This is a genomic window from Pseudomonas sp. Irchel 3H3 (assembly GCF_900187635.1).
Taxonomy (GTDB): Bacteria; Pseudomonadota; Gammaproteobacteria; order Pseudomonadales; family Pseudomonadaceae; genus Aquipseudomonas.
In genome coordinates, this window is the sequence record NZ_FYEC01000001.1 from 428993 (window position 1) to 455876 (window position 26884).

At 60.8% G+C, this 26884-nt stretch carries 19 protein-coding genes; 13 read left to right on the forward strand and 6 right to left on the reverse strand.

All coding sequences use genetic code 11. The annotated features are described in order from the left end of the window. The first annotated feature begins 75 nt into the window (after nucleotides 1-75). The gene (gene aspA, locus CKW24_RS02040; RefSeq protein WP_095164950.1) at nucleotides 76-1500 is read left to right on the forward strand and encodes an aspartate ammonia-lyase; all 1425 of its coding nucleotides are present in this window, start codon (nucleotides 76-78) and stop codon (nucleotides 1498-1500) included. A gap of 41 nt (nucleotides 1501-1541) precedes the next feature. Here the strand turns inward: aspA and CKW24_RS02045 are convergent, their stop codons facing one another. Beyond that, the gene (locus CKW24_RS02045; protein ID WP_095164952.1) at nucleotides 1542-1862 is read right to left on the reverse strand and encodes a hypothetical protein; all 321 of its coding nucleotides are present in this window, start codon (nucleotides 1860-1862) and stop codon (nucleotides 1542-1544) included. Here CKW24_RS02045 and CKW24_RS02050 point away from each other — a divergent pair. The 6 genes from CKW24_RS02050 (at nucleotide 1861) to CKW24_RS02075 (ending at nucleotide 16045) form a co-directional block, all read left to right on the forward strand. Further along, the gene (locus tag CKW24_RS02050) at nucleotides 1861-3309 is read left to right on the forward strand and encodes a sodium:alanine symporter family protein (protein WP_095164954.1); all 1449 of its coding nucleotides are present in this window, start codon (nucleotides 1861-1863) and stop codon (nucleotides 3307-3309) included. The two genes, CKW24_RS02045 and CKW24_RS02050, sit on opposite strands and share 2 nt — an antisense overlap. 99 nt (nucleotides 3310-3408) lie before the next feature. Beyond that, entirely contained in the window at nucleotides 3409-4413 is a 1005-nt protein-coding gene (locus tag CKW24_RS02055) for an asparaginase (protein WP_095164956.1), read from the forward strand. Between the two features lie 143 nt (nucleotides 4414-4556). Next, nucleotides 4557-5549, forward strand: a complete 993-nt coding sequence (locus CKW24_RS02060; RefSeq protein ID WP_095164958.1) for an AraC family transcriptional regulator — start codon at nucleotides 4557-4559, stop codon at nucleotides 5547-5549. 132 nt (nucleotides 5550-5681) lie between these two features. Beyond that, complete coding sequence (locus tag CKW24_RS02065; RefSeq protein ID WP_095164960.1) at nucleotides 5682-6710, forward strand: histone deacetylase family protein; 1029 nt, start codon at nucleotides 5682-5684, stop codon at nucleotides 6708-6710. A gap of 175 nt (nucleotides 6711-6885) precedes the next feature. Beyond that, nucleotides 6886-11466, forward strand: coding sequence for a DUF6543 domain-containing protein (locus CKW24_RS02070; RefSeq protein ID WP_095164962.1), 4581 nt, complete (start codon nucleotides 6886-6888; stop codon nucleotides 11464-11466). Between the two features lie 28 nt (nucleotides 11467-11494). Beyond that, nucleotides 11495-16045, forward strand: coding sequence for a dermonecrotic toxin domain-containing protein (locus tag CKW24_RS02075; protein WP_095164964.1), 4551 nt, complete (start codon nucleotides 11495-11497; stop codon nucleotides 16043-16045). A 35-nt stretch (nucleotides 16046-16080) separates the two neighbouring features. Here CKW24_RS02075 and CKW24_RS02080 read toward each other — a convergent pair whose 3' ends face one another. After that, nucleotides 16081-17634 carry a PLP-dependent aminotransferase family protein gene (locus CKW24_RS02080; RefSeq protein WP_095164966.1) on the reverse strand — a complete coding sequence of 518 codons (1554 nt, stop codon included), beginning with the start codon at nucleotides 17632-17634 and terminating at the stop codon, nucleotides 16081-16083. Nucleotides 17635-17725: 91 nt separating this feature from the next. Here CKW24_RS02080 and CKW24_RS02085 point away from each other — a divergent pair, with 91 nt between their 5' ends. From CKW24_RS02085 to CKW24_RS02095, 3 genes are read left to right on the forward strand one after another with little or no spacing between them, the layout of a single operon-like run. Further along, the gene (locus tag CKW24_RS02085; protein ID WP_095164968.1) at nucleotides 17726-18355 is read left to right on the forward strand and encodes an FMN-binding negative transcriptional regulator; all 630 of its coding nucleotides are present in this window, start codon (nucleotides 17726-17728) and stop codon (nucleotides 18353-18355) included. Nucleotides 18356-18357: 2 nt separating this feature from the next. Next, a complete protein-coding gene (locus tag CKW24_RS02090) occupies nucleotides 18358-18804 on the forward strand; it encodes a GNAT family N-acetyltransferase (protein WP_095164970.1) in 447 nt (148 codons plus the stop codon). A gap of 17 nt (nucleotides 18805-18821) precedes the next feature. Continuing rightward, on the forward strand, nucleotides 18822-19493 hold the full coding sequence (locus CKW24_RS02095) for a GNAT family N-acetyltransferase (protein ID WP_095164972.1): 672 nt from the start codon (nucleotides 18822-18824) through the stop codon (nucleotides 19491-19493). 49 nt (nucleotides 19494-19542) lie between these two features. Here CKW24_RS02095 and CKW24_RS02100 read toward each other — a convergent pair whose 3' ends face one another. Then, complete coding sequence (locus CKW24_RS02100; RefSeq protein ID WP_095164974.1) at nucleotides 19543-20442, reverse strand: homocysteine S-methyltransferase family protein; 900 nt, start codon at nucleotides 20440-20442, stop codon at nucleotides 19543-19545. 113 nt (nucleotides 20443-20555) lie between these two features. On the opposite strand from CKW24_RS02100, the gene CKW24_RS02105 reads away from it, so the two are divergent. After that, on the forward strand, nucleotides 20556-21377 hold the full coding sequence (locus CKW24_RS02105) for an ABC transporter substrate-binding protein (protein WP_095164976.1): 822 nt from the start codon (nucleotides 20556-20558) through the stop codon (nucleotides 21375-21377). Continuing rightward, nucleotides 21374-22207, forward strand: a complete 834-nt coding sequence (locus CKW24_RS02110; protein ID WP_095164978.1) for an amino acid ABC transporter permease — start codon at nucleotides 21374-21376, stop codon at nucleotides 22205-22207. Before CKW24_RS02105 ends, CKW24_RS02110 begins: the two co-directional genes overlap by 4 nt. A 129-nt stretch (nucleotides 22208-22336) precedes the next feature. On the opposite strand, the gene oadA is transcribed toward CKW24_RS02110, so the two are convergent. Further along, a complete protein-coding gene (gene oadA, locus CKW24_RS02115) occupies nucleotides 22337-24142 on the reverse strand; it encodes a sodium-extruding oxaloacetate decarboxylase subunit alpha (RefSeq protein ID WP_095164980.1) in 1806 nt (601 codons plus the stop codon). Between the two features lie 11 nt (nucleotides 24143-24153). Further along, entirely contained in the window at nucleotides 24154-25569 is a 1416-nt protein-coding gene (locus tag CKW24_RS02120; protein ID WP_095164982.1) for an acetyl-CoA carboxylase biotin carboxylase subunit, read from the reverse strand. Nucleotides 25570-25760: 191 nt separating this feature from the next. Between CKW24_RS02120 and CKW24_RS02125 the strand changes: the two genes are divergently transcribed. Further along, nucleotides 25761-26723: a LysR family transcriptional regulator gene (locus tag CKW24_RS02125; protein WP_095164983.1), complete on the forward strand. Its 963-nt coding sequence runs from the start codon at nucleotides 25761-25763 to the stop codon at nucleotides 26721-26723. Here the strand turns inward: CKW24_RS02125 and CKW24_RS02130 are convergent. Next, nucleotides 26665-26877 carry a PA3496 family putative envelope integrity protein gene (locus tag CKW24_RS02130; RefSeq protein WP_095164985.1) on the reverse strand — a complete coding sequence of 71 codons (213 nt, stop codon included), beginning with the start codon at nucleotides 26875-26877 and terminating at the stop codon, nucleotides 26665-26667. The two genes, CKW24_RS02125 and CKW24_RS02130, sit on opposite strands and share 59 nt — an antisense overlap. Between the last annotated feature and the right edge of the window lie 7 nt (nucleotides 26878-26884).

A 26884-nucleotide genomic window follows, 5' to 3' on the forward strand; every position in this document is an offset into this window, starting at 1 on the left:
GCCCAAAATTCTCTACAAGCCTAGCATTCACAGCGTTCCGGCACAGACCGGGTCCATATCGAGATGATTTCTATCATGTCCTCCGCTGCATCTTTCCGCACCGAAAAAGACCTGCTTGGCGTACTCGAAGTACCGGCTCAAGCGTATTACGGCATCCAGACCCTGCGAGCGGTGAACAACTTCCGTCTCTCCGGCGTTCCGATTTCGCATTACCCGAAGCTGGTTGTGGGTCTGGCAATGGTCAAGCAGGCCGCTGCTGACGCCAACCGCGAGCTGGGTCACCTCAGCGAAGCCAAGCACGCTGCCATCAGCGAAGCCTGTGCTCGCCTGATCCGCGGCGACTTCCACGAAGAGTTCGTGGTGGACATGATTCAAGGCGGCGCTGGCACTTCGACCAACATGAATGCCAACGAAGTGATCGCCAACATCGCGCTGGAGGCCATGGGCCACCAGAAAGGCGAATACCAGTACCTGCACCCTAACAACGACGTGAACATGGCGCAGTCGACCAACGACGCTTACCCAACGGCCATCCGCCTGGGTCTGCTGTTGGGTCATGACGCCCTGCTCGCCAGCCTCGACAGCCTGATCCAGTCGTTCGCCGCCAAAGGTGAAGAATTCGGCCACGTCCTGAAGATGGGTCGTACCCAGCTGCAAGACGCCGTGCCGATGACCCTTGGCCAGGAATTCCGTGCCTTCGCCACCACCCTGGGTGAAGACCTGGCACGCCTGAAGACTCTGGCTCCGGAGCTGCTGACCGAAGTCAACCTGGGCGGCACCGCGATCGGTACCGGCATCAACGCCGACCCGCGTTACCAGCACCTGGCCGTTGAACGCCTGGCCTTGATCAGCGGTCAACCGCTGGTCCCGGCTGCCGACCTGATCGAAGCGACCTCCGACATGGGTGCCTTCGTGTTGTTCTCCGGCATGCTCAAGCGCACCGCGGTCAAGCTGTCGAAGATCTGCAACGACCTGCGCCTGCTGTCCAGCGGCCCACGCACCGGCATCAACGAAATCAACCTGCCAGCGCGTCAGCCAGGCAGCTCGATCATGCCAGGCAAGGTCAACCCGGTTATTCCGGAAGCCGTCAACCAGGTAGCGTTCCAGATCATCGGCAACGACCTGGCCCTGACCATCGCGGCCGAAGGCGGCCAGCTGCAACTGAACGTGATGGAGCCGCTGATCGCCTTCAAGATCTTCGACTCGATCCGCCTGCTGCAACGCGCCATGGACATGCTGCGCGAGCACTGCATCGTCGGCATCACCGCCAACGAAGCCCGCTGCCGCGAACTGGTCGAGCACTCGATCGGCCTGGTCACCGCGCTGAACCCGTACATCGGCTATGAAAACGCCACCCGTATCGCCCGCATCGCTCTGGAAAGCGGCCGCGGCGTACTGGAACTGGTGCGCGAAGAAGGCTTGCTCGACGAAGAAATGCTCGCCGACATCCTGCGCCCGGAAAACATGATTGCCCCGCGTCTGGTACCTCTGAAGGCCTGATGCTGTAGCACCGCTCACCAGGTCGAGGGACTAGACACCTCTCACCTTTTGAGGGCTTGGAGATCATTCTCCAAGCCCTTTTTTTTACCTGCAAAACCCTCGGTACGGGGGCTATAGCTGAATCCTTTAATCAGCTGTTGCAGACGTGTGCTCCATGGATAGGTATAGTGCCGCCCCTCTTCGCAGGAGCGGTCGTCGGTAGCGAGATCCAACCCGTGCGAAACCCGAACTAATAACAAACCCGCGATATGAAGCCGGGACAAATACCGCTTGGCCTGTAGTGCTGTGCACAAACGGGTGTAACGGAATGTGTCTGCCTGGTCAGCATTTGCCAACACAAAAAACAGCGAGGAATACTCCATGCTCGAAGTCATTAACGACTTCCTCTCAGGGAAAGTACTGATCGTGCTCATTGTCGGGCTCGGTGGTTACTTCACGATCCGCTCGCGTTTCGTTCAATTGCGGCACTTTTTCCACATGTTCGCGGTGTTCCGCGACAGCCTCAAAAGCAGCGCTGGCCAGCTCAGTTCATTCCAGGCCCTGATGCTCAGCCTCGCCGGCCGTGTCGGTGCGGGCAACATTGCTGGCGTCGGCATTGCCGTGACCCTCGGCGGCCCAGGCGCGGTGTTCTGGATGTGGGTGACCGCGCTGGTCGGCATGTCCAGCAGCTTCTTCGAATGCTCCCTCGGCCAGCTCTACAAGCGCTGCGACTCTGAAGGGCAGTACCGTGGCGGTCCGTCCTATTACATCCAGCACGGCCTGCAGAAACGCTGGCTGGGGATGATCATGGCGTTCCTGCTGCTGATCACCTTCGGCTTCGCCTTCAACGGCCTGCAAGCCCACGCCGTGACCCACTCGCTGAACAACGCCTTCGGCCTCGACACCACCTACACCGGCCTCGGCCTGGCGGTGCTGCTGGGCCTGGTGTTCGTCGGCGGGATCAAGCGCATCGCGGCCATCGCCGACCTGCTGGTGCCGGTCAAGACCCTGGTCTACATCGCGGTGACCATCTACGTGATCGTGCTGCAGTTCGACCAGGTGCCGGGCATGCTGATGACCATCGTCAAGAGCGCCTTCGGCCTGGACCAGGCCTTCGGTGGCCTGGTGGGCAGCGCCATCATCATGGGGGTGAAACGCGGAGTGTTTGCCAACGAAGCCGGCCTGGGCAGTGCGCCCAACGTCGCTGCCGTGGCATCGGTCGAGCACCCGGTCGCGCAAGGCGTGGTCCAGGCGTTCAGCGTATTTCTCGACACCTTTATCATCTGCACCTGCACCGCATTGCTGATCCTGCTGTCGGGTTTCTACACCCCGGGGTTCGAAGGTGACGGCATCGCCCTGACCCAGAACTCCCTGGCCGCCGTCGTCGGCGAGTGGGGCCGGATGTTCATCTCCGTGGCACTGGCGTTGTTCGTGTTCACCTCGATCCTCTACAACTACTACCTGGGCGAGAGCAACCTGCGCTACTTGATCGGCGAGAACCGCAAGGCGCTGATCGGCTATCGCGCCCTGGTGCTGGTGCTGATCTTCTGGGGTGCCATCGAGAACCTCAGCACGGTGTTCGCGTTCGCCGACATCACCATGACCATGCTCGCGTTCGTCAACCTGATCGCGCTGTTCCTGCTGTTCAAGGTCGGTATGCGCATCCTGCGCGACTACGATGACCTGCGTGCCGCCGGCATCAAGACCCCGGTTTTCGACTCCAGCAAGTTCCCCGACCTGGACCTGGACCTCAAGGCCTGGCCAGCCAACCCTCCCGCCGCGCCCCAGGCTCAGGAGCAACTGCAAGGCGTGACCGCAGCGCAACGCTGATCGGTAAAAAACCGGGTGCATCCCCTGCGCCCGACGTGACACAAGGTACGACCGGGGTCATGCTCGGTCGTACGCCGTCATCGTTCTCGGAGAATGACCATGAACTCATCTACCTATCCCGCCGCCCAACACGTCATGGTGCTCTACACCGGTGGCACCATTGGCATGCAAGCCAGTGCCCATGGCCTGGCGCCGGCGTCCGGCTTTGAAACACGGATGCGCGACTACCTGCACAGCCAGCCCGAGCTGGTGCTGGCGCAGTGGCGGTTTCGCGAAATGGCGCCGCTGATCGACAGCGCCAACATGACCCCGGCCTACTGGCAGCGCCTGCGCGAGGCCGTAGTCGAGGCGGTCGAGATCGACGGCTGTGACAGCGTGCTGGTCCTGCACGGTACCGACACCCTGGCCTACAGCGCAGCGGCCATGAGTTTCCAACTGCTGGGCCTGCACGCCCGCGTGGTGTTCACCGGTTCCATGCTGCCGGCCGGCGTGACCGACAGCGATGCCTGGGAAAACCTCAGCGGTGCCCTGGTCGCCCTCGGCCAGGGGCTGGCACCGGGCGTGCACCTGTACTTCCACGGCGAACTACTGGACCCGACCCGCTGCGCGAAAGTGCGCAGCTTCGGCCGGCACCCGTTCAAGCGCCTGGAGCGCCAGGGTGGCGGCGAAAAGGCTGCTGGCATACCGACGGCGCTTGGCTATAAACAGCCCAGACAACTGGCTAACGTCGCGGTGTTGCCACTGTTTCCCGGCATCGGTGCCGAGATCCTCAATGGCTTGCTCGCCAGCGGCATCCAGGGTCTGGTGCTCGAATGCTATGGCAGCGGCACCGGGCCCAGCGATAACCCTGGGTTTCTCGCCAGCCTGGAACGGGCGCGCGATAAAGGCGTAGTGGTCGTTGCGGTCACGCAGTGCCATGAAGGGGGTGTCGAGCTGGATGTGTACGAAGCCGGGAGCCGCTTGCGCGACGCCGGCGTACTCTCGGGTGGTGGCATGACCCGCGAGGCGGCATTCGGCAAGCTGCATGCGCTGCTGGGAGCCGGGCTACAAACCGCTGAAGTCCGGCGGCTGGTCGAATTCGACCTGTGTGGCGAACTCAGCTGACACACCGCCCACCCCAGAACGTCTTGCCAGCGATAGCGTTGTTGCCTGACACCGCGCTTTCACTGGCAAGACAGCGTCTACTACGTTCATCGCCAGGCACATAACTTGCTGCCTATTCCAGTACCCCATCGCTGGAATTGCCCATGCTGCACTCCCACCTCACCACGCTCAACGCCGTCTCGCTGGTGCTCAACACCTTCAAGGCCGAGGGACTTTCCAGCGATGCCTTGTTGGCCGGCAGCGGTATCAGTGCCGCGGACCTGAACCGGGCCGACACGCGCATCACCACCAACCAGGAGATGCAGGTCTGCGCCAATGCCGTCGCGCTCAAGCGTGACATCGGCCTGGAACTGGGCCGGCGAATGCACGTTTCCTGCTACGGCATCCTCGGTTACGCCCTGCTCACCAGTGCCACCTTAGGTGACGCATTGCGCCTGGCGATACGCTACCCGGCGCTTCTGGGAACACTCTTCGAGCTGAGCCTGGAGGACGATGGCGAGCGCGTCTGGTTCGTCGCGGCCGATTACCGCGAAAGCCCGACGATGGCGGTGTTCAATGCCGAGTTCTGCCTGGTCTCGCTGAAAGTCATCTGTGATGATCTGCTGGGCCATTCGCTGCCGTTGCGCGGGGTCCGCTTCGAGCATGCAGCACCGGACTATGAGGCGAGCTATGCCGAACACTTCAACTGCCCTCTGCATTTTGGCGCACGCGACACTGCGTTTGCCTTCGACAGGCACTGGTTGCAGCAAGTGCTGCCGCTGGCCGATGTCATCACCCACCAGGCCATGGCCGAACGCTGCCGCAAGCAGAACCTGGAATTCACGGGGCGCCAGGCATGGCTGGGGCGTATCCGGCAATTGCTCAGCTCGCAATTGAACGCCGCGCCAGGGCTCGAAGGCCTGGCTGGGCAGATGAATTGCTCGGCGCGCACCCTGCGCCGCCACCTCAAGGACCTGGGCTGCAGTTATCAGGAATTGCTCGACGAATTGCGCTTCGAGCAGGCCAAGCAAATGCTCTGCGAAGACCAGCTACCGATCTACCGGATCGCCGAGGCATTGGGCTTCAGCGAAACCGCCAGCTTTCGCCATGCGTTCGTGCGCTGGAGCGGTGTCGCGCCGAGCCAGTTCAGGCCCTGAGGGATCAAGGGGCGAATTTCGGTCATCTTTTTTGGCCGTATCGATCCCCTTTTGGCCTTTCCTGCCGTTCTCTGAAACCCTGCGTGCCGCAAGACTGTGTTCAACCGAATCAGCCCTGCGGAGAACAACAACATGCTGACCATCTACTCGGACGATCACCACCTGCACCACGGCCGTTGCGAACTGATCGACGGGCAACTCAAGCCATGCTTTGAGATGCCGTCACGCGCCGACCATGTGCTGGCACGGGTGCAACAGCAGAACCTGGGGCCGGTCGAGACGCCCAAGGACTTCGGTCTTGAGCCGATCGCGCGCATCCACAGCCGCGACTACCTGGACTTCTTCAAAGGCGCCTGGGCGCGCTGGACCGAGTTCAACACCGACGGCGATCTGCTGCCCTACACCTGGCCCGCCCGCACCCTGCGCGCGATCAGGCCCACCAGCCTGCACGGCCAACTCGGCTACTACAGCTTCGACGGCGGCGCACCGATCACCGCCGGCACCTGGCAAGCGGCCTACAGCGCTGCACAGGTTGCCCTGACCGCGCAGGCGGCGATCCAGGCCGGGGCTCATAGTGCCTTCGCCCTGTGCCGGCCACCGGGACACCACGCCGCTGGCGACTTGATGGGCGGTTACTGCTACCTCAACAACGCCGCCATCGCCGCCCAGGCATTCCTCGACCAGGGTCACCAAAAGGTCGCGATCCTTGACGTCGACTACCACCACGGCAACGGCACCCAAGCGATTTTCTACCCGCGCAGCGACGTGCTGTTCACCTCGATCCACGGCCATCCAGAAGCCGAGTTTCCATTCTTTCTTGGCTACGAAGATGAACTGGGCGAAGGTGCGGGCGAAGGTTTCAACTTCAACTATCCATTAGCGGCCGGCAGCGGCTGGGACACCTGGAGCGCAGCGCTGGAACAGGCCTGTAAAGAGATCCAAAGCTACGGCGCCGACATCGTCGTCGTATCCCTGGGTGTCGACACCTTCAAGGACGACCCGATCTCGCAATTCAAGCTCGACAGCCCGGACTACCTGGCCATGGGCAAACGCATCGCCAGGCTCGGCGTACCGACCCTGTTCGTCATGGAGGGCGGTTATGCGGTCGAAGAAATCGGCATCAACGCGGTGAACGTTCTAGAAGGTTTTGAAAGCGCTTGAAGAGTCGGGCATCTGATAGCCGCCTCGCTCCACCGTTACCAGACCTGCGCTAGCGCAGGTTTTTTTTGCCCACAATATTTTTTTACCGCCAATGCCTCCCTACCCATCACTACTTTGCAACGGATTGCGCACCCAACATCCCACGGTGCCTTCTGCCCCCCGCAAGGACGTGACCATGACTGAGTCTTCCAGCCCCTCTGCTGTACCAGGCCTACCACCCGATCAAGATGCCCTGCTCACCCAATTGGTGGCCGGCCCCTCGATCAGGGAAGTCGCCACCCATGCCCTGCAACCCGCCTTGAAAACCCTGTACCCGCTACTGTCTATCGACCCACGGCTGGCGATGGTGGTAACGCCGACCTGGACCTTGCACAACCAAGCCGTCGTTCCTGGGCCGCGACATTTCGAATCGCTGACCGATGCCCTGGTACGCCATGGCGTCGCCGGTTCGCCGGTGGTCTACCTCGATGGCGAGCACTACCTCACCTTGCAACCCCAGGAGCGGACGCCGGCTCAGTTGCCCGTCAGTATTGACGCCATCGGGCAGTTGCTAAACGAGCTGGTGCCGTTGCTGTTTGTCGCGTTTCAAGAACAGCAGGTCGATTACTGGAACCAGTTCACCCGCGCCTCGGCCCCGCGTTGGCAAGAATTATCCAAATCCCTGCGCGAGCTCTGGAACATCGATACCAACCCGAACTGGAGCAATGACCTCTGTGCGATGGCCCGCAACCTGTTCACCTACCCGCAAAAAAGCGCTCGCACGCTTCACGACCGCTATCGGTCGCGTGCATGTCTGGTCGACCTGGATTACCTGGACAAGGGTCTCTCGAACCACCTCAATATCCTCGACATGGCTGTACTCATTGGGACGGTGGGCACGCGCACGTTAATCCTCAGTCACTCCATCACCAGTGGTTTCAAGACCTATGATTCCTTGCAGGCGCTAGGCGAGTCCTTGCAGGCATACGCCGATGAGTCGACAGCGGACAATACCTTGCAGTGGCGACTGATTGAGCCCGAGGGCAATTACTTCGACCATCTGGCGTGCAACCTGATTGCCCTGCAAGCCGACTCGATTGGCGAGTTGGCGAACGATACCGCAACCCACAACCCTGACCTGGCGCCCCACATCAGCCGTACGCAAAACGAACTCGATCCGACGGACAAACAGGCACCTTCGCGATTCAACCGAGTCGAGCAAGCACTGCCGGACTGGATGGCCAACGCTTCCTCCAGCGATCTCACCGCTTACAGCCGTCACCTGATGGACCTGGCAACCATTCAGGAACAAAACCTCGGGCAGTCCTTTGAGGATGGGATCAAGCCGATTCGTCAGTACGCCCTGGATCAGTTGCGCGAGGCCATGCTCAAAGAGCATGCCGATGCCGAGCGACTGAACCTGGCTGATATCGAAATCGTGGTCGACAGCGTGGTGGTCTGGGGCAGCTTTACGCCCCTGGTGGAGCCTGAGCGCACCACCCTGAGCCTGGTCGACCTGGCGCTGCAAAACCTGATTGCCCTGCCGCTGGGCAACAAATCCGTGCGTAGCACCAGCGCCACAGCACTACCCACCTGGATGACGGTGAGTTACCTGGAGGCACTGATCGTCAGCGTCGACATCGGCAAGACCTACCCGGCACTGATCAAAAGCAAGTTGCTTGACGATCCGCTGGACAGCTTGCGGCGACAGAACCTGTTCACCAGTCACCTTCGCGTCGAACTGCCACTGCTGGCCTTGCAGCAAAAGATTCGCGCGCAGGCTGGTATCGACGAACTGGGTTACCGCTACGTCGCCGCCGTGGTCCAGGTACTAGACGCCAATCGCTGGGTCGATGGTCAGGAGATCGTCATTCGCCCACTGGCTTTCAAACCCGGTTGGCGCATTGGTAACTCGACCGACAAAGTGACCAACATGTTCGTGATCGGCCCTCGGCAGATGGATAAGGGGCCATGCCTGCTTTACCGCCCCATGCTCGATCGGCCCCTGAGCCAACACCCGACGCCAGCCAACCTGATTTATGCCATCAAGCGTTCCCCGACATTACGCCAATCGGTGCTCGCCTGGCTGCCGGACGCGGCGCGCGCCAATTACAGCAACTACGTATTCACCGGTGACCGGCCTTCGGTCTGGACCCTTTCACAACTCCTGGCCGATCCTCTGACCCCCTTGCAGATGGGCGGCACGCTTGCCCTGGGTTCTGAGGTCCTCGCCAGCGATTCCCTGGCCACGCTGTACAAGGCCAACGTCAACGCGCTGGTCGAGCTGGCGCAGCGACAATCGGTATCCAATGCGCAAAATCGCTGGGGCACCTTCAAACATGCAGCCTGGTTGATCCTTAACGCGGCACTGCCCTTTCTTGGCCGCACTGTCGGGACGGCCGCCTGGATCTGGCAGGTGCTGGATGACGTCGAACAAACCCTGGACGCCGCTGATACAGGCGACCGCGCACAACAAAAAACCGCCATGACCGACCTGTTGCTGACCTTGGCCATGGTCCTCGCCCACCACGCCAGCACACGCAAACCGACGGCCCGCAGAGTCGAGGAAAAGGTGCCGATAACCGAAGTAACCGAGAGCCCGGAAAAACCCGCAGTCACCCCTAAGACCATTGTTCAACAGCCTGATGTGATCGGCGAACATCCTGCACAACACCGCACATCGGTTACGACCGACGCCACCCTGAATCTGGCCAGCACCCTGGATCGCTTCGCAATCACCCGCCCCGAGAAAATCACCCTGACCACCGGTGAAAACGCTGTTCTGCGCGGCCTCTACCATCACGAGAACACGTACTACGTATCCGTGAGTGAGCGCTGGTTCGAGGTGGCCGTGGACGACGTGGGTGAGGTATCGCTTATCGACAGTCGACAGAACCCGGTGCGCAGCGGTCCTGCGTTGATCCGCAATGCGCGTGGCGAGTGGTTCATCGACACCCGCTTGCGCCTGCGTGGCGGCGGTTTGTCGAGTCGGCGCAAGGCACTGAAACAGCAAAACCGAGCGCGCGTCAGCGAGCTCAAAAAACAACTCGGTGAATTTGATAACGAACGCGAACTGGCACGTGCCGAGCTGACGGATGCGCGCAAAGCGATGAAATCGCTCAGTGGTGACGCCCTGCTTGCAGCCCAAACGCAGTTTCTCGAGAAGCTCGAGCGCCGCACCCTGGAGTACGCCACCCCTATCGAACAGCTGAAATCGCTGAACCTGCTCGACTCGGCCCCCAATTACCGAACTGCCATGGTCGAGATGCTCGGTACCCAGCTGTTTTTTAACCAGACATGGCTTGATGAGCGCAATCCCACCTTCGCTCAGACCCTGACGCAAACCCTGGTGTTGCTTGAGGCCGAAGAAGCCACAGGGGGGGCTGCCGACCGCGCAACCTACCGGAGAATGATCGACCTGACCGAGGAGGTGATCGGCAAAATCGAGTTTGCTCAATCGCGTTTCCAGGAGTTGAGTCGACTGGGTCGAAGCGCTGCCGAGGTCACCAGCACCTATCAGGCAAGACTGCCCGCGTTCAGCCTTAATGACCTCAAGGCGCTTCAGGTCTCGCTGGCCCGCGAGGTCTGCCTGAAAGAGGCAACCAGCGCTGCGCTGATCGAAGTTCAAAACTCATTCGAACGCCTGCTCGACACCACCAATCTGGTGATCCAGACCTCGCAGGAATTGATGCTGGAAGGAGCTGCCTGGGTTGCGGGCGACCGTATCGAGGGCCTCAACGGGACGCTGGAGCAGTTTGCCGCCGTCGACCAGGCATTCGAAGACTTCGCCCTCAACCACAAGGACGCGGTGCTGGAGCAACCGTTCAAACATCTACGGATGCGCATCAGCGGGTTCCAGCAGGCCGCCGAGGGTTACCTGGCGCAGTTGCTCCGCGAGCAACTCCCGCTGGAGCCCCAGCCCGGCCCTTCAAGGCCGGCGCCAGTGTCGCGCAAACGGGTAATCAAGACCCGCTTTCGGGGCACGGTCGTTGGCGAGGTCCGCCCCTCGGCGCCGGGACAACCGATATTGCTGGACGTAAAAGCGCCCATGACCGGCGACGTGATTGCCACCTTTCACGAAAAAACCCCCGGGGTCTGGGTTGAGCGGTTACAACCCAGGCGTCCTCGCCCGGCCGTACCACTAGCCGATCTCCAGGCGCAGATCACTCAAGGCCGGACGCTGCTTGATGGCGTGGAAAGCTTCATTCGACAAACCGAAGCGAGCGCGAAAAAACCAGGACGTATCCCGGTGGAAATCGAAGAACTGTTCCAGCACAAAGCCGACCTGCTCGACGAAGCTGCCAGGAGTCTGGAGCAGGCCCGGATCAGCGCCAATACCAGCAACGCGCCTGTGCCAGAGATCGAGCAACTCAACCAGGCACGCGATCGACTGAACGCCGAGGGCTACCGGATACGGGTCGAGATGATCAAACAACAACCGCCCACAGCCGCCCGTGTCGAATGGCTACTCGCCAAGAATGAAATCGACATAGTTTCGGTTGGTGATCGACGCCGGCTCAAAGGCCCGCGCCGGGATTACTTGCAGGAGTATGAAATTCGCCAGCGCCGCGGTGGGCAAACGCTGTGGTACGCACACTTCCACTACTCCAGCCAGGACGCGCCGCTCAAAGCGTTTACCGCCGCCCACCTGAAACTGCGCGATCAGCGATTCCTGACCGCAGCATTGGACGTACACGCGGCCACCAGCGCCCAGATGATCGCCATCTATCGCAGCGAAATCAGCCCGCAACTGGCGCACTCGCTGTTCTTTTCGTAAGCCGCGGACGTCAAAAAGGAAAATGACGATGACTGAACATACTGAGAACACCGATACCCACGCCCTGCTGGAAAAAAGCCAGGTCGTTCATCAGACCAGCCGGGGTCCCACTGTCGATGAGGTTGCCGCCCGACTGCTGCGCCGGGCGCTGGAAGAGCTGTATCCGGAACGGAATATCGACCCCGACCAAACGCTGATCGGCACGCCTCAATGGCAGTCCGTCGACGGTACGCTCGTGGCCATGCCTACCCGGTTCGAATCACTGACCCAGGCACTGGTCCGGCAATTTTTCAGCTCGGCCACTGCCAACTATCTCGAAGGCGAGCACTTCCTGACATTAAATCCGCCAACCTCGCCCGTGGTGCATCTGGACCTCGGCATCGAAGCCATTGCCAGGTTGCTCAACGACTACGCCCCCTTGCTCTTCGTGGCCTTCGGCGAACACCAGCTTGCGTATTGGAACGAAGCCGGGCAACGGGCGCCGCACTGGCTGCAACTGTCCGATGCCTTGCGCAAGACCCTCGAGGTGCAACACCTCAAGGATTGGGATGACGAGCAGTGCCTGGTGGCCCGGGCCATATCGCTCCATCCGGACAAAAAGCAGCGCCAAGCCCACGACTCCGCGCTTTCGACTATCCGGGTATGCCTGATCGATATTGACTCGGTCGACGCCCAAGGCAATATCCGACATTTGATACTGGCCGGTGCCTGCGTGATCACTGGCCGTTATAAACAACGTGACCTGCTGATGATGTACACCGTTGAAAATGGTTATGAAACGTTCGACTCCCTGGAACAGTTGGGGGCTTCGTTACCGGAACGCGTGGAGGCGCAACCGACCGGGCGCAACCTGAAGTGGCAGCTGTTCGAGCCCGAGGGTAATTTTTTCGATCATATGGCTTGGGCGCTGATCACCACCCAGCTCGATGCCATTGCCGCAATCAGCCACGAAAGCCTCACGGCCGAAACGCAGCAGAAATTCGATTCAAACGCTCTGGCGGAACACGCCAGCGCCCAGGAAAAAACGGCACTCATTGGCCTCGATAACTCAATACCCGATTGGCTGTTTGGTGCTTCGGCTGCCGATCTGGATCAGTACAGCCAATCCGTCAATGCGCTGGGAAAACTGTACAAACAGACTGACAAAAAACTGGTGCGGATTCTGCCCCTCACGACCTACGCCCAGAACCGCCTGCGCGACGCAATCATTGCCGATAAGAAACCCGCCGCCGGGTTGCCGCTGGACAGCCTCGAGATCACTGTCACCAACAGTTTCGAATCCGGCGGACTGACACTGCCCAATCCGCTCGACGTGCACACCGAAACACTCGGCGAGTACGCCTTGCAAAACAGCGCACCGTATCAGGCCACCCTGCGGTTCAAGCCGACACAGCCGCTCCCTGACTGGCTGAGCGTTGCCTACCTGACGAAAATGGCGAGCAAGGTCGACGTCGGTGGGGCATACCCCCAACTGATCAAGGACAAGCTGATCGACGATCCGCTGCAGGCGCCCTTGCAGCAGCATTTTTACATCGACCAGATGCGTGCCCTGCTGCCGCTGATAGCGCTGGAGAGCAAGATCCGTGGTATCGGTGGCATTGATCAATTGGGTTGCCTTTACGTGCGCGAATGGCTCAAGCCAACCCTCGGTCACTCGCAGCCGGTGGTCACTCGCCCACTGACGTTCATCCAGTCAGGGCAAACCACAGGCGACACCGTCGCCAACATGTTCATCATCGCCCCGCGCGAGCCGGCAGCCGGGCCTTGCCTGCTCTACCGGCCATTATTCGAACAGCCATTGCTGCAGTTCCCTTCAGCGCAGAACCTGCTGTATGCCCTGCATCAACCGGGAGAGTTGAGGGATTCGGTGCTGGCGTGGCTGCCAGACTCGGATATCGCTTTCAAATACGCCCAGTACACATTCCCCGTCGGCCTGCCCAGTCCATGGCTGGCGGCGCAGTTGCTCTCCGAGCCCTGGACAACCGTGGACTGGACCGGGCCGGTCGAACTCGGGTCAGTGCAATTGAGCGGCGACATCTTCAAGGTCCTGTTCAAGACCCATGCCCTGGCCATGGCCGAACTCTCCGACCGCCAGTCGTTATCCAATGCACAACGACGATGGGCCTTGCTGCGTGACAGCGGCTGGGCGTTGTTCAATGTTGCCGCGAATTTTCTCAGCGGCCCGGCGGGGGCTGCGGTCTGGATCTGGCAAAGCATCAGTGAAATCGAGCAGGTGCTGGACGCCCATCAGCGTGGTGATGCCTATGCGCAATGGAGCGCGGTTGCCGATATGCTGCTGAACCTGGGCATGATCCTGGCACATCACGCCGCCACACGTCGCAAGACCGACCCCCGAACGGCATCGGCACCGCAGGTTGACCACGACAGGTTACCCGAGACCAACATCACGCCGACGGTCAAACCGGCGGCCCCCACTGTGACCTTGGTTCCCACTCCCATGACCGGTGAGCTAGCGTCCAGCCATTACTCCTCACTTGAAGCCAGCGGCTCAGTGCCCCATCGCTCGCCCTCGGCCCTGGTGGTTTTTCTGAGCGCCTTGAGCGTACCGCCTCCCGATCTCACCGCCCCAACCGTGGAAACCCTTCTGCGCGATACCGCGCGCCTGTATCGCCTGGATGCAAAGACCTATGCAAAGGTCGGCGAGCGCTGGTACCGCGTTATCGAAAATGACGACGAGCAGATACAAATCGTTGATCCACAAACACCCTCGAAAACCGGACCTCTGTTGAGCCATACCCAACAAGGCCAGTGGTTCGTCGACACTCGTTTGCGTTTGCGCGCAGGTGCCGGTGGTACCAGCCTGCGCAGCCAGCTCAAGGCACAACGCAAGGCCAAGGAACAACAGAAAAAACAACTGGGTGTCGAGCTGGAGAATTTCAAACGCCTGGAAGCGTCGAACAATGCCATTTTGATAAAGGCCCAGGCAGAGATGATGGGCGCCATCGGGCAAGCGCACGAACAGGCGACAGCGCGCTACCTCACTCACTTGGAAAAACTGATTGGTGACTACGAACAGGCCCTGAAAAACCTCGAGCAATGGCGCATCAACGGCGGAAGTGAAGGCTATTTCCAAGATTTACAGCACATGACCATCGAGCTGCAAAAGAACCTCGCCCTATGGCTCGTACTCAAGCGCAACGCCTATGCAACACTCACCCACATGTTGGCTCAGGACACTGCCATCGACTCAGACGCCTCATTGCAGCTACACGTTGAGAGTGTCAGGCAAGCGTTGGCATTGAGTCAGGAAATAATCGCCCGTCTGCACATTTCCCAAGTGGCGCTGGAGAAAATCGCCGCGGTAAGCAGCGCCGGCATGACCACTGCACAAAGCCTGCGAAAACTGATGCCGGTGTTCACCGCGTGGGATTTAAAGTCCAACGAAGTCGGCATGTCGCATGAGTTGTGCATGCGCAACACTGCCACCCAGAACGCTGAACCGGCTCGTGAAGCGGTGGGCCTGGTGATTATCGAGGCCGCAACCGCCACCCACCGGCATACGGCCTTGATCAGAACGCCGGATAGCGGTGCGACCAGCGCGCAGCGCATCGACACCCTGAGCAGGCTGATCGATATTTACGTCGATGCCGATCAGCGTCTTAAAGACTTCCCCGAAGAATACCCCGACAAGGTCGAGCCGACTGGGCTTGAACGGGTCAGCACATTGATCGGCGAGTTCAGGCAACTGGCGCAGGAACAACTCAATGCGCTGCTGCCCGTGAGCGGGACGAGCGCCGTGCCGGCCGCACCGGCACCCGCAGTTGCGGGCCCGTCCCGGCCTGCTGGCAAAGTCACCAAGAGCCGACCACGGGATCCCGTGCCCGCCAGACCCTCGCCATCCGGCGAGCCACTGCTCGAGGAAATGGTTCCCACCAGCAAAAGTCCTGCACCGATGTCAGAACTGGACGATATCGACATCATTGCCAATGCCCTGACCTTGACTGAAGAAGTACAGGGTTTTATTGATCGAACCCGCAAGGATGCCTTCAGACCTAACCGTATTCCCGCAGACATGCAGGATCTGTTCGATATCCAGGCCCAGCGACTGGAACAAGCCGCGATCAATGTCGACCTTGCCCTGGCGCGCATCAACAAGGCAGGAAGAACCCGACTTCCTGTGGCTAACCTGAGCTCAGATCTCAATGAGTACGCCGCTCGTTTACGCACACAAGGCATCAGTATCCGCGCCAGCCTGCTCAAGGAGCGCCCGCCCCGGCAGGCCTATTTGCAGTGGCTGCTGGACAACAACCAGGTAAGGGTCGTGCGCAACCAACAAGGCCGAATCAGGACCAAAAAACGCCAGGACTACTTTCAGGAGTACCAGGTGCTCGACATTACTGACAACGACCAGCCGTTATGGCTTGTGCATTTTCACTACAACTCGCCTGACGCTCCTTTGGCGCAGTACACCGCGGCGCACCTGAAGATCGCCGACGAGAAGTTGAAGCAGTTCACTGCCGAACGTCGCAAAGTACTCACGACCCTGGCGCCGATCGACTACGTACTGCGGCGCATCAGTGATCCGTCGCTGTTCTTCAGTCTGCAAGACCAACCCTGATGCACGACCGCGGGCGGGCGGGTAATCCGCCCGCTTCAGCGAACACGCCAAACCGGCCGCAATCGTTCCAGCGCCGCCTTGATCGAGGTCTCCGGTACTGCCGCAAACCCCAGCACCAACCCCGCACGTTGATCTATCGGGGTTGCGCAGGTCGGTAGCCAATAACTGCTCAAGCCGTTGATCTCGACGTCGACACTGCTCGCCAACTCGATCAGTTCACGCTCACGCGCCACGCTCTCGACAGGCACGGTCATGTGCAGTCCGGCGGCAATCGCAGGTAACTCGCCCACGCCCGGGATATCCGCCGGCCAACCGCTAAGCAGAGTATTGCGCCGGCTCAGCGCCGCACGGCGCATGCGCCGGATATGCCGCTGGAAATGCCCGGCCGCCATGAACTCGGCCATCACTGCCTGGGTACTGACCTCAGAATGGCGAACGTCCACGGCACGCCGCCGGGAAAAGGCTTCAACCAGCCCCAATGGCAATACCAGGTATCCCAGGCGCAGTGCCGGGAATGCCACTTTGCCGAAAGTCCCGACGTACAACACCCGGCCACCGCGATCGAGTGCTGCCAACGGCGCCAGCGGTGCTCCGCTATACCGGTACTCGCCATCGTAATCATCCTCGACAATCCAGCCTTGCGTACGCTCAGCCCAGGCCAGCAGTTCCAGACGCCGCGCGAGACTCATCACCACACCGGTGGGGTACTGGTGTGATGGGGTGACGTAGGCCAGACGGCAATCGGTAACCCTGTCCAGCTCGGCGCAGTCGATGCCCTCGCTATCCACCGCCACCCCATGCAAACGCGCACCTGCCACCGCGAACGCATGACCCGCGGCGCGGTAACCCGGATTCTCGACCGCTACCCCATCGCCCGGCTCCACCAGCAACTGTGCACAAAGGCTAATCCCCTGTTGTGCGCCACTGGTGATCACAATTTGCTCAGCGCTGCACTGCATGCCTCGCGAACTGCGCAGATAGGCGGCGATCAAGCCGCGCAAGCGCGCGTCACCCTCGGGGGCGCCGTAACACAGTTGCTGCAAGTCCGGCTTGCGCCAGAAAGCCGCATTCAGCTTGGCCCATACCTCGAACGGGAACAGATCGAACGCTGGCACGCCGACCCGAAAAGCCCTCGGCGGGCCACTCGGTGGCGAGGGCAAATGATGCTTTTGCATCCGTTCCAAGGCAGCATTGTGGATAACTTTACTGGATAAAATTCCAGGTATTTCTGCCTGTTTTGTGGATAAACCTGTGGGTAAGCCTGTTGATAACCCTGTGGATGGATTTGTGGATAGTTTTTTTGCCGGCAACCCGTTTTGCGGCAATTGTGCGACGTAAGTGCCATCGCCGACCCGACCCTCGATGAAACCTTCGGCGTACAACTGGTCGTAGGCGCGCACCACGCTGTTGCGCGAAATCGCCAACGCTGCCGCCAGGTCGCGACTCGCCGGCAAACGTGTCCCGCTGGCCAGGCGACCGTCGAGTACGCGCATGCGCAAGGCCTGGTAGAGCTGGCGGCTCAAGCCCTGGCGTCGATCCAACTCGATGCCTGCGGGGTTGAACGACAAGGAAGGTGGCACGCTTGTCATGGGTAATGGACCTATGAAATTAGCCGTTAATGGCTCTTACAACAGACCAATAGCCTGCCTAGGATGCTGGCATTCGCCAAGGAATTTTTCCATGTACACACCCAGTGCCTTTGCCGTCGAAGATTTGCCCGAACTGCAGCAACAAATGCTCGGCAGCCGCCTCGCACTGCTGGTCACCCATGGCGAGCAGGGCCTGCAAGCCAGCCATTTACCGTTGCTGCTGCAGGTCGACGAAGGTCCCCATGGCACCCTCTACGGCCACTTTGCCCGGGCCAATCGGCAGTGGCAGGAGCTCCAGGGCGGCGCCGAAGCGTTGGTGATCTTTGCTGGCGCCGACGCTTACGTGAGCCCCGGGTTTTATCCCAGCAAAGCCGAGCACGGCAAGGTCGTGCCGACCTGGAACTACATCGCCGTGCACGCCTACGGAACGGCCGAGGTGTTCACCGATACCGAGCGCCTGCGCCACCTGGTGGGCGCCCTGACCGAGCGCCATGAAAGCGCCCGTGCCCAGCCGTGGAAACTCGCCGACGCGCCCACCGATTACATCGACGGTATGCTCAAGGCCATCGTCGGCTTCGCCCTGCCCATCCAGCGCCTGGAAGGCAAGCGCAAGCTCAGCCAGAACCGCAGCACCACAGATATCGCCGGCGTACGTGAAGGGCTGGCTGCCAGCCCCGACCCGCATGACCAGGCACTCGCCCACTTGATGCCAAAGGAATGAACATGAGTCAGATCGAGATTCGCCGCGTCAGCGCCGACGACCACGCCGCCTGGCTGCCGTTGTGGCAGGCCTACCTGGGCTTCTACAACACCGAGCTGCCGGACACCGTCAGCCACAGCACCTGGCAGCGCATGCTCGACCCGAGCGAGCCGACCCATGCAGCGCTGGCCTGGGCTGACGGCAAGGCGATAGGCATGGTGAATTTCATCTACCACCGCTCGAACTGGAGCATCGAAAGCTCCTGCTACCTGCAAGACCTGTTTGTGGCAGCGCAAACCCGCGGCACTGGAGTCGGCCGTCAACTGATCGAATTCGTCTACAGTACCGCCAAGGCCGAGGGCTGCTGCAAGGTGCACTGGCTGACCCACGAAACCAATGCCACCGCGATCCAACTCTACGAGCGCATCGCCGAACGCCCCGGTCTCATCCAGTTTCGCAAAGCCCTTTAAGGTTCAAGGAGAACAACATGTCGACTTCACTTGCAGACTGGCAAGGCGCCCCGCCGCCCTCTGCGCAACGGCTCGAAGGGCGCTTCATCTGCCTGGAGAAACTTGACCCGGCGCGCCATGCCGAGGGTCTGTTCAAGGCCCTGCAAGGCCCCGGCGCCGACCCGAAACTCTGGGACTACCTGCCTTACGGCCCGTTCCCGGAGCGCAGCGTCTTCGATGCCTGGCTGAACAACCACGCCGCCCACAGCGACCCGTATTTTTTCACCGTCATCGATCGCGCCAGCGGCGACGTACAGGGAATGCTCAGCCTGATGTCGATCGTCCCGGCTCAGGGCCGCATCGAAATCGGCCACGTCACCTTTGGCGCACCGATGCAGCGCTCACCGAAAAGCACCGAGGCCGTGTACCTGCTGGCCAAGGAGGCATTTGCCCTGGGCTACCGTCGCCTGGAGTGGAAGTGCAACAACGCCAACGCCCGCTCCAAGTACGCCGCCGAGCGCCTGGGCTTCAGCTTTGAAGGGGTGTTTCGCCAGCACATGGTGGTCAAGGGCCAAAACCGTGACACCGCGTGGTATTCGATCCTGGACTCGGAATGGCCGACGATTGGCGCAGGGTTCCAGAAGTGGTTGGCAAATGACAACCAGACGGACTCGGGGCAGGTGAAGACCCTGGTGGAGTGCCGCGCCTAAGTGCTTTGAGGGCCAAAGATCGCAGGCTGCGATCTTTGGCCCTAACTGCTTAAACCAGTTTCTGCGCCAGCACCGCGATGTGCTCCGGGCCGATGCCGCAGCAGCCGCCCAGGTGACTGGCGCCACGCTGCTGCCAGTCGGCCGCCCAGTGCAGATAGCCCGGCGGATCCAGGTCATCGCGCAGCGGGTCCAGACCATCGTTGGCCGTGGCCTCTTTGGGTTGCGGCGGGAAAGCGTTGGCGTATGCCCCGATATCAATGTCCACAGCCAACCGGGCGAAGGTTTGCCGTGCGGCATCGATTGCCGCCCCGATCACTTCCGGTTGGCTGCAGTTGAACAGCAGGGTCTGGACCCCCAACTCGGCCGCCACCGCAGCAGCCTCGGCGACGGGCTCGCCGGAGCGCAGGCGCGGCACGTCATCGGTGTCTTCGTCCTTGAGGGTAAAGGACAGCCAGAACGGTTTGCCATCCTTGGGCAACCCGGCGTGAATCGCCCGCGCTTCGGCGATCGAGCTCTGGGTTTCAGCCAGCCACAGGTCGACATGGGGCGCCAGGCCCTTGACCAAAGGCGTGAGCAATTCGCTGGCTCGCGCAGCATCGAACAGGTCCGGACGATAGGAGCCAAACAGCGGCGGCAAGGAGCCCGCGACACGCACTGGTTTACCCGAAGCGTCCACTGCCCGGCGCGCCAACTCACCGGCCAAGGCGGCAAGCGCCTCACCTTCAACCGCAAAACGCGCTTCGCCGATATGAAACGGCACCACTGCGTAGCTGTTGCTGGTGATCACATTGGCACCGCTTTCGATATAAGCCGCATGCACCGCCTCGACCGCCTGCGGCGCTTCGCTCAACGCCAGCGCCGACCACTCGGGCTGCCTGAATGGCGCTCCTCGGCGTTGCAGCTCACGGCCCATGCCGCCATCCAGAATCACTGTCCTTGCTACGCCCATATGCTTTTCACTCATATGCTTATGAAAATAACTCACTATCAGAGTCAGCCTTATAACTATTTAATACGCACCATTCAGTTAATCACAACCTCTTTTTTGTTCAGGGATCGACCGTGAAATTTCAACCACTGCTGGCCCTGGGCCTAACGATTCTGGCTGCCTCCACCCAAGCGTTTGGCGGCGCAACCCTGGACCGGGTCGAGCAGAAGAAGGAGTTGGTAGGGGTGCTGATGGAGAGCTACCCGCCCTTCTCGTTCCTCAACGAACAGAACCAGCTCGATGGTTTCGACGTGGATGTGGCCAAGGCCGTTGCCGACAAACTGGGGGTCAAGCTGCGCCTGGAAACTCCGTCCTGGGACGTGATCGCCGCCGGGCGCTGGAGCGGTCGATACGACATCTGCATCTGCTCCATGACCCCGAGCAAGGCTCGCGCCGAAGTGTTCGACTTCCCGGTGCAGTACTACGCCTCGCCAGCGGTGATCGTGGTCAACGCCAAGGATGAGCGCATTCACGGGGCCAAGGATCTGAGCGACAAGAAGGTCGGCCTCACCAGCGCCTCCAGCTACGAAAGCTACCTGAACAAGAACCTGGTGATCGAAGGCGCCGAAGACACCCAGTTGCAGTACCCGTTCGAGAACGTGCAGATCGCCCCCTACGACACCGACAACGTGGCCTTCCAGGACCTCGGCCTGGGGGCCGGTGTGCGCCTGGATGCAATCCTCACCAACCTGGTCACCGCCCAGCCGCGCCTGACCCAGGACCAACGCTTCAAGCTCGCCGGCGAGCCGCTGTATTCAGAGCCCAACTCGGTGGCCATCGAGAAAGGCGATGCCCAGTGGGACGCCAAGGTGCGTGAGGTGTTCGCCCAACTGAAACAGGACGGCACCTTGAGCCAGCTGTCGCAGAAATGGATCGGCGCCGACATCAGCCAATGACTTCCTTCCCTCCTCCCCAGCCACCGCAACCGGTGGCTGAGTCGTTGCTCAAGCGCCTCTGCGGTTTTCGCACCCGCCTGTACCTGACCTGGGCGGCGATGTTCGGGTTGTTCGCCAGCTTCTTCCTGAGCTTCGACCTGAAGTTCTCGATCATCCTCGACAAGCTACCGAACCTGGTAGGCCTGCACCTGGCCCCCAATGGTTTCCTGCAAGGGGCCGCGCTGACCCTGTTCCTGTGCCTGTGCTCGATTGTTGCTTCATCGTTGCTGGGCTTCGTCACCGCGCTCGGGCGTCTGTCGAACAGCGCCGTGGCCTTCGGCATCGCCAGCTTTTACGCATCGTTCTTTCGCGGCACACCGCTGCTGATCCAGATCCTGCTGATCTACCTCGGCCTGCCGCAACTGGGCATCGTCCCGGGCGCCATCGCCGCCGGCATCATTGCCCTGTCGCTGAACTACGGCGCGTACCTGAGCGAGATCTTCCGCGCCGGCATCCTGGGCGTCCCCTACGGCCAACGTGAAGCCTCGCTCGCCCTGGGCATGCGCGAGAGCGTGATCTTCTGGCGCGTGACCCTGCCACAAGCCATGCGCACCATCATCCCGCCCACCACCAACCAGTTCATCTCGATGCTCAAGGACTCGTCGCTGATTTCGGTGATGGGGGTCTGGGAAGTGATGTTCCTGGCACAGTCCTACGGCCGCTCCAGCTACCGCTACATCGAAATGCTCACCACCGCGGCGATCATCTACTGGCTGATGTCGATCGGCCTGGAGCTGATTCAGGCGCGCATGGAAAAGCATTACGGCAAGGCTTACGCCAAGCGCGGCTAGGCTTTCTTGCTCGGCGCCAGCGAGCCCATCCTCCAGGCTTTCCGACCCCTGCAGTCGGCCGTAGAGCAGGCAAAAAAAAGGGGAGCATGTGCTCCCCCGAGGTAAAACGTTGCAGATGAAGGCGTTAAATCAGCCTTCGATCTCGATCAGGATTTCGCCCGGGTTGACCCGGTCGCCCTTGGCCACGTGAATGGCGGTGACCTTGCCGGCGATGGCCGATTGCACTTCGGTTTCCATCTTCATCGCTTCGGTGATCAGCACGGCCTGGCCGGCTTTCACAGTGTCGCCTTCCTTGACCAGCACATCGACGATGTTGCCCGGCATGGTGGTGCTGACGTGGCCCGGGGCCGTGGCTTGCTTGCGCTTGCTGCTGCCACCGCCGACAAATTCGTTGAGCGGTTCGAACACCACTTCTTCCGGCATGCCGTCGATGGACAGGTAGAAGTGACGCTTGCCTTCGGCCTTGACGCCCACCCCGGTGATATCGACGCGGTAGGTTTCGCCGTGCACATCGATGACGAATTCGGTCGGCACGCCTTCGCCACCCGCCGAGGTCACGCCGCCAGCTTCAGGAATCGGCAGCAGCACTTCCGGAGTCAGGGTGCCGGCTTCGCGCTCTTCGAGGAACTTGCGCCCGATGTCCGGGAACATGGCGTAGGTCAGCACGTCTTCTTCGGACTTGGCCAGCGCGCCGATTTCGCCACGCAGCTTGGTCATTTCCGGCTTCAACAGGTCGGCCGGACGAACGTCGATCACTTCCTCGCTGCCGATTGCCTGGCGACGCAGGTTCTCGTCGACGGCACCCGGCGCCTTGCCGTAACCGCCCTGCAGGTACAGCTTCACCTCGTTGGTGATGGTCTTGTAGCGCTCGCCGGCCAGCACGTTGAAGAACGCCTGGGTGCCAACGATCTGCGAAGTCGGGGTCACCAGCGGCGGGTAGCCGAGGTCATGGCGCACCCGCGGGATTTCCGCCAGCACTTCGCTCATGCGGTTCAGGGCGCCCTGCTCTTTCAACTGGTTGGCCAGGTTGGAAATCATCCCGCCCGGTACCTGGTTGACTTGCACGCGGGTATCGACCGCGGTGAACTCGCTTTCGAACTGGTGGTACTTCTTGCGCACGGCGTAGAAGTACAGGCCGATCTCTTGCAGCAGTTCCAGGTTCAGGCCGGTGTCGAACTCGCTGCCTTTAAGGGCGGCAACCATCGACTCGGTACCCGGGTGGCTGGTGCCCCAGGCGAAGCTGGAGATGGCGGTATCAATGTGTTCGGCACCGTTTTCGATGGCCTTGAGTTGGCACATCGCGGCCAGGCCGGCAGTGTCGTGGCTGTGGATGAACACAGGCAGCGACTGTTCGGCCTTGAGTGCCTTGACCAGTTCGCCGGTGGCGTACGGGGTCAACAGGCCGGCCATGTCCTTGATTGCCACCGAGTCGCAACCCATGGCTTCCATCTGCTTGGCCTGGGCCACGAACGCCTCGATGGTGTGCACCGGGCTGGTGGTGTAGGCGATAGTGCCCTGGGCGTGTTTGCCGGCAGCTTTCACCGCTTCGATGGCCACCCGCAGGTTACGCACGTCGTTCATCGCGTCGAAGATGCGGAACACGTCGATGCCATTGACCGCGGCCTTGGCGACGAAGGCCTTGACCACGTCGTCGCTGTAATGGCGATAGCCCAGCAGGTTCTGGCCGCGCAGGAGCATCTGCAGGCGAGTGTTAGGCAAGGCGGCGCGCAGTTTACGCAGGCGCTCCCACGGGTCTTCCTTGAGGAAACGTACGCAGGCATCGAAGGTGGCGCCGCCCCAGCATTCCAGCGACCAGTAGCCGACTTTGTCGAGCTTGTCGCAGATCGGCAGCATGTCTTCGGTGCGCATGCGGGTGGCGAGCAGCGACTGGTGGGCGTCGCGCAGGATGGTGTCGGTAACGTGGATCTTGGACATTGTTATATTCCTCACAGGCCTGCGTGGGCGGCGATGGCGGCGGCGATGGCCAGGGCCAGCTCTTCGGGTTTGCGCTTGATCGAGTAGTTGGTCAGTTCCGGGTGGCTTTCAACGAAGCTGGTATTGAACTGGCCGCTACGGAATTCCGGGTTGCGCAGGATTTCCTGATAGTACGCAGCGGTGGTCTTGACCCCCTGCAGGCGCATGTCGTCGAGGGCGCGCAAGCCACGGTCCATGGCCTCTTCCCAGGTCAAAGCCCAAACCACCAGTTTCAGGCACATCGAATCGTAGAACGGTGGAATGGTGTAGCCGGTGTAGATCGCCGTGTCGGTACGCACGCCAGGGCCGCCGGGGGCGTAGTAGCGAGTGATCTTGCCGAAGCTGGGCAGGAAGTTGTTCTTCGGGTCTTCGGCGTTGATGCGGAACTGCAACGCGAAACCACGGTGATGAATGTCTTCCTGTTTCACCGACAGTGGCAGGCCGGAAGCAATGCGGATCTGCTCACGGACAATGTCGATACCGGTGATTTCCTCGGTGATGGTGTGTTCCACCTGCACCCGAGTGTTCATCTCCATGAAGTACACCTCGCCCTCGGCGAGCAGGAACTCCACGGTGCCAGCATTCTCGTAGCCCACGGCCTTGGCTGCGCGCACCGACAGGTCGCCGATGTAGGCGCGCTGTTCCGGGGTCAGTTGTGGGCTGGGGGCGATTTCGATCAGCTTCTGGTTACGGCGCTGGATCGAGCAGTCGCGCTCGAACAGGTGCACCACGTTGCCAAAGCTGTCGCCGAGGATCTGCGCTTCGATGTGCTTGGGATTGACGATGCATTTTTCCAGGAACACTTCCGCCGAACCGAAGGCCTTGGTGGCCTCGGAAATGACGCGAGGGAAGTTCTGTTCGAGTTCTTCGCGGCTGTTGCAGCGACGAATACCACGGCCGCCACCACCGGAAGTGGCCTTGAGCATCACCGGGTAGCCGATGCGGTCGCCTTCGGTGAGGGCTTCTTCGATGCCCGCGACGTTGCCTTCGGTGCCTGGAGTTACTGGTACGCCCGCCTTGATCATGCTGCGGCGCGCTTCAGTCTTGTCGCCCATGCGGCGAATGACTTCTGCCGACGGGCCGATGAACTTGATCCCGCGTTCTGCGCAGATATCTGCCAGTTCGGCGTTTTCCGAGAGGAACCCATAACCTGGGTGCAACGCGTCGCAACCGGTTTCCACGGCCAGGTTCACCAGCTTGCGCGGGTTCAGGTAACCGGCCAATGGCTCGGCACCGATGCTGTGGGCCTCATCGGCGCGCTTCACATGCAAGGCATGACGGTCGGCGTCGGAATAAATGGCAACCGAGCGAATGCCCATCTCGGCGCAGGCACGTACGATTCGTACGGCAATTTCACCACGGTTGGCGATCAGGATCTTTGTTATCACTTGGAGTTTCCCTTGAGCCGGTTGCTACCCACGACCCGCTAGACCGGGTCGGCGAGTGACTAAATGTTTCAAGCCAGTCGCAGAGCCACACTATCCCGCGCAAGGGATTAACAAAAATCAATAATTATTGGGTTAGCTATAAGTAAAGACTTATAGTTGAGCGACAGGCCCGCCACCAGAGCACCTATATAATGCGTAAGTCATTGATGCGTATGACATTACGGCAATTGCAGATCTTCAATGAAGTCTGCGATTTACGTTCCTACAGCCGCGCAGCTGAGGAAATGTCACTCACACAACCGGCCGTCAGCCTACAAATTCGTCAGCTTGAAGAGCTGGTTGGGCAGCCATTGTTCGATTATGTCGGTAAAAAGCTCTACATGACCGAAGCAGCTGAAGCGTTACAGCGGGCCAGTCGGGACATCTTTGGCCGCCTGGAAAACCTCGATATGCAGCTGTCCGACATGCAGGGTTCGCTGCAAGGACAGCTGAAACTGGCGGTGGAATCCAGCGCCAAGTACTTCGTCCCCCATCTGTTCGCCGCCTTCAAGCGCCAGCACCCGGAAGTCAATTTGCAACTGACGGTAGTCAACCGTGGGCAAGTGATCCGGCGCCTGTCGGATAACCGCGACGACCTGGTGATCATGTCCATGGTGCCGCAGGACATGGGCCTGGAATTCCTGCCCTTCCTCAATAACCCGATTGTCGCCGTCGCCCCGCCTGACCATCCGCTGTGCCACATGGGCCCCCTGCGCTTGCAGGACCTTGAGCCTTACACCTTGCTGTTGCGCGAGCCTGGTTCCGGGACGCGCCTGGCCTGTGAAGAGTATTTCAAGGAGAAGCGCGTGCACTTCAACCAGACCCAGGAGGTCTCGTCGGCCGAGGCCCAGCGCGAATGTGTGGTGGCGGGTCTGGGCGTGGCGCTGTTGACGCGCCACGCCCTGAACCTGGAGTTGGCGACCGGCGGGCTCAAGGAGCTGCCGGTCGAAGAGCTGCCGTTGTATCGCAGCTGGTGCGTGGTGCAGGCCAAAGCCAAGCGCCTGTCACCGGTCGCGCATGCGTTCCTGGGATTTATCCGCAATGAACGGGTGCAGATCAGCGCGCTGGTTGAGCGCTTCGACGCGAAGCTGCCGGGCTCGCTTGCCAGTAATTGAGCTCAAGGCTGTCAGAAAAATCGCCAATCTCGGCGAGAAGTTGCCGGCGCTCACAACGATCTTCAATCGCGCGGCGGAACGCCATGCGGCGCTGGTCTTCCTGCTGACGGCGGGTTTTGATAGCGCTGTTGCGTTCTTCGTAGGGCTGGGCCATTTCGAGT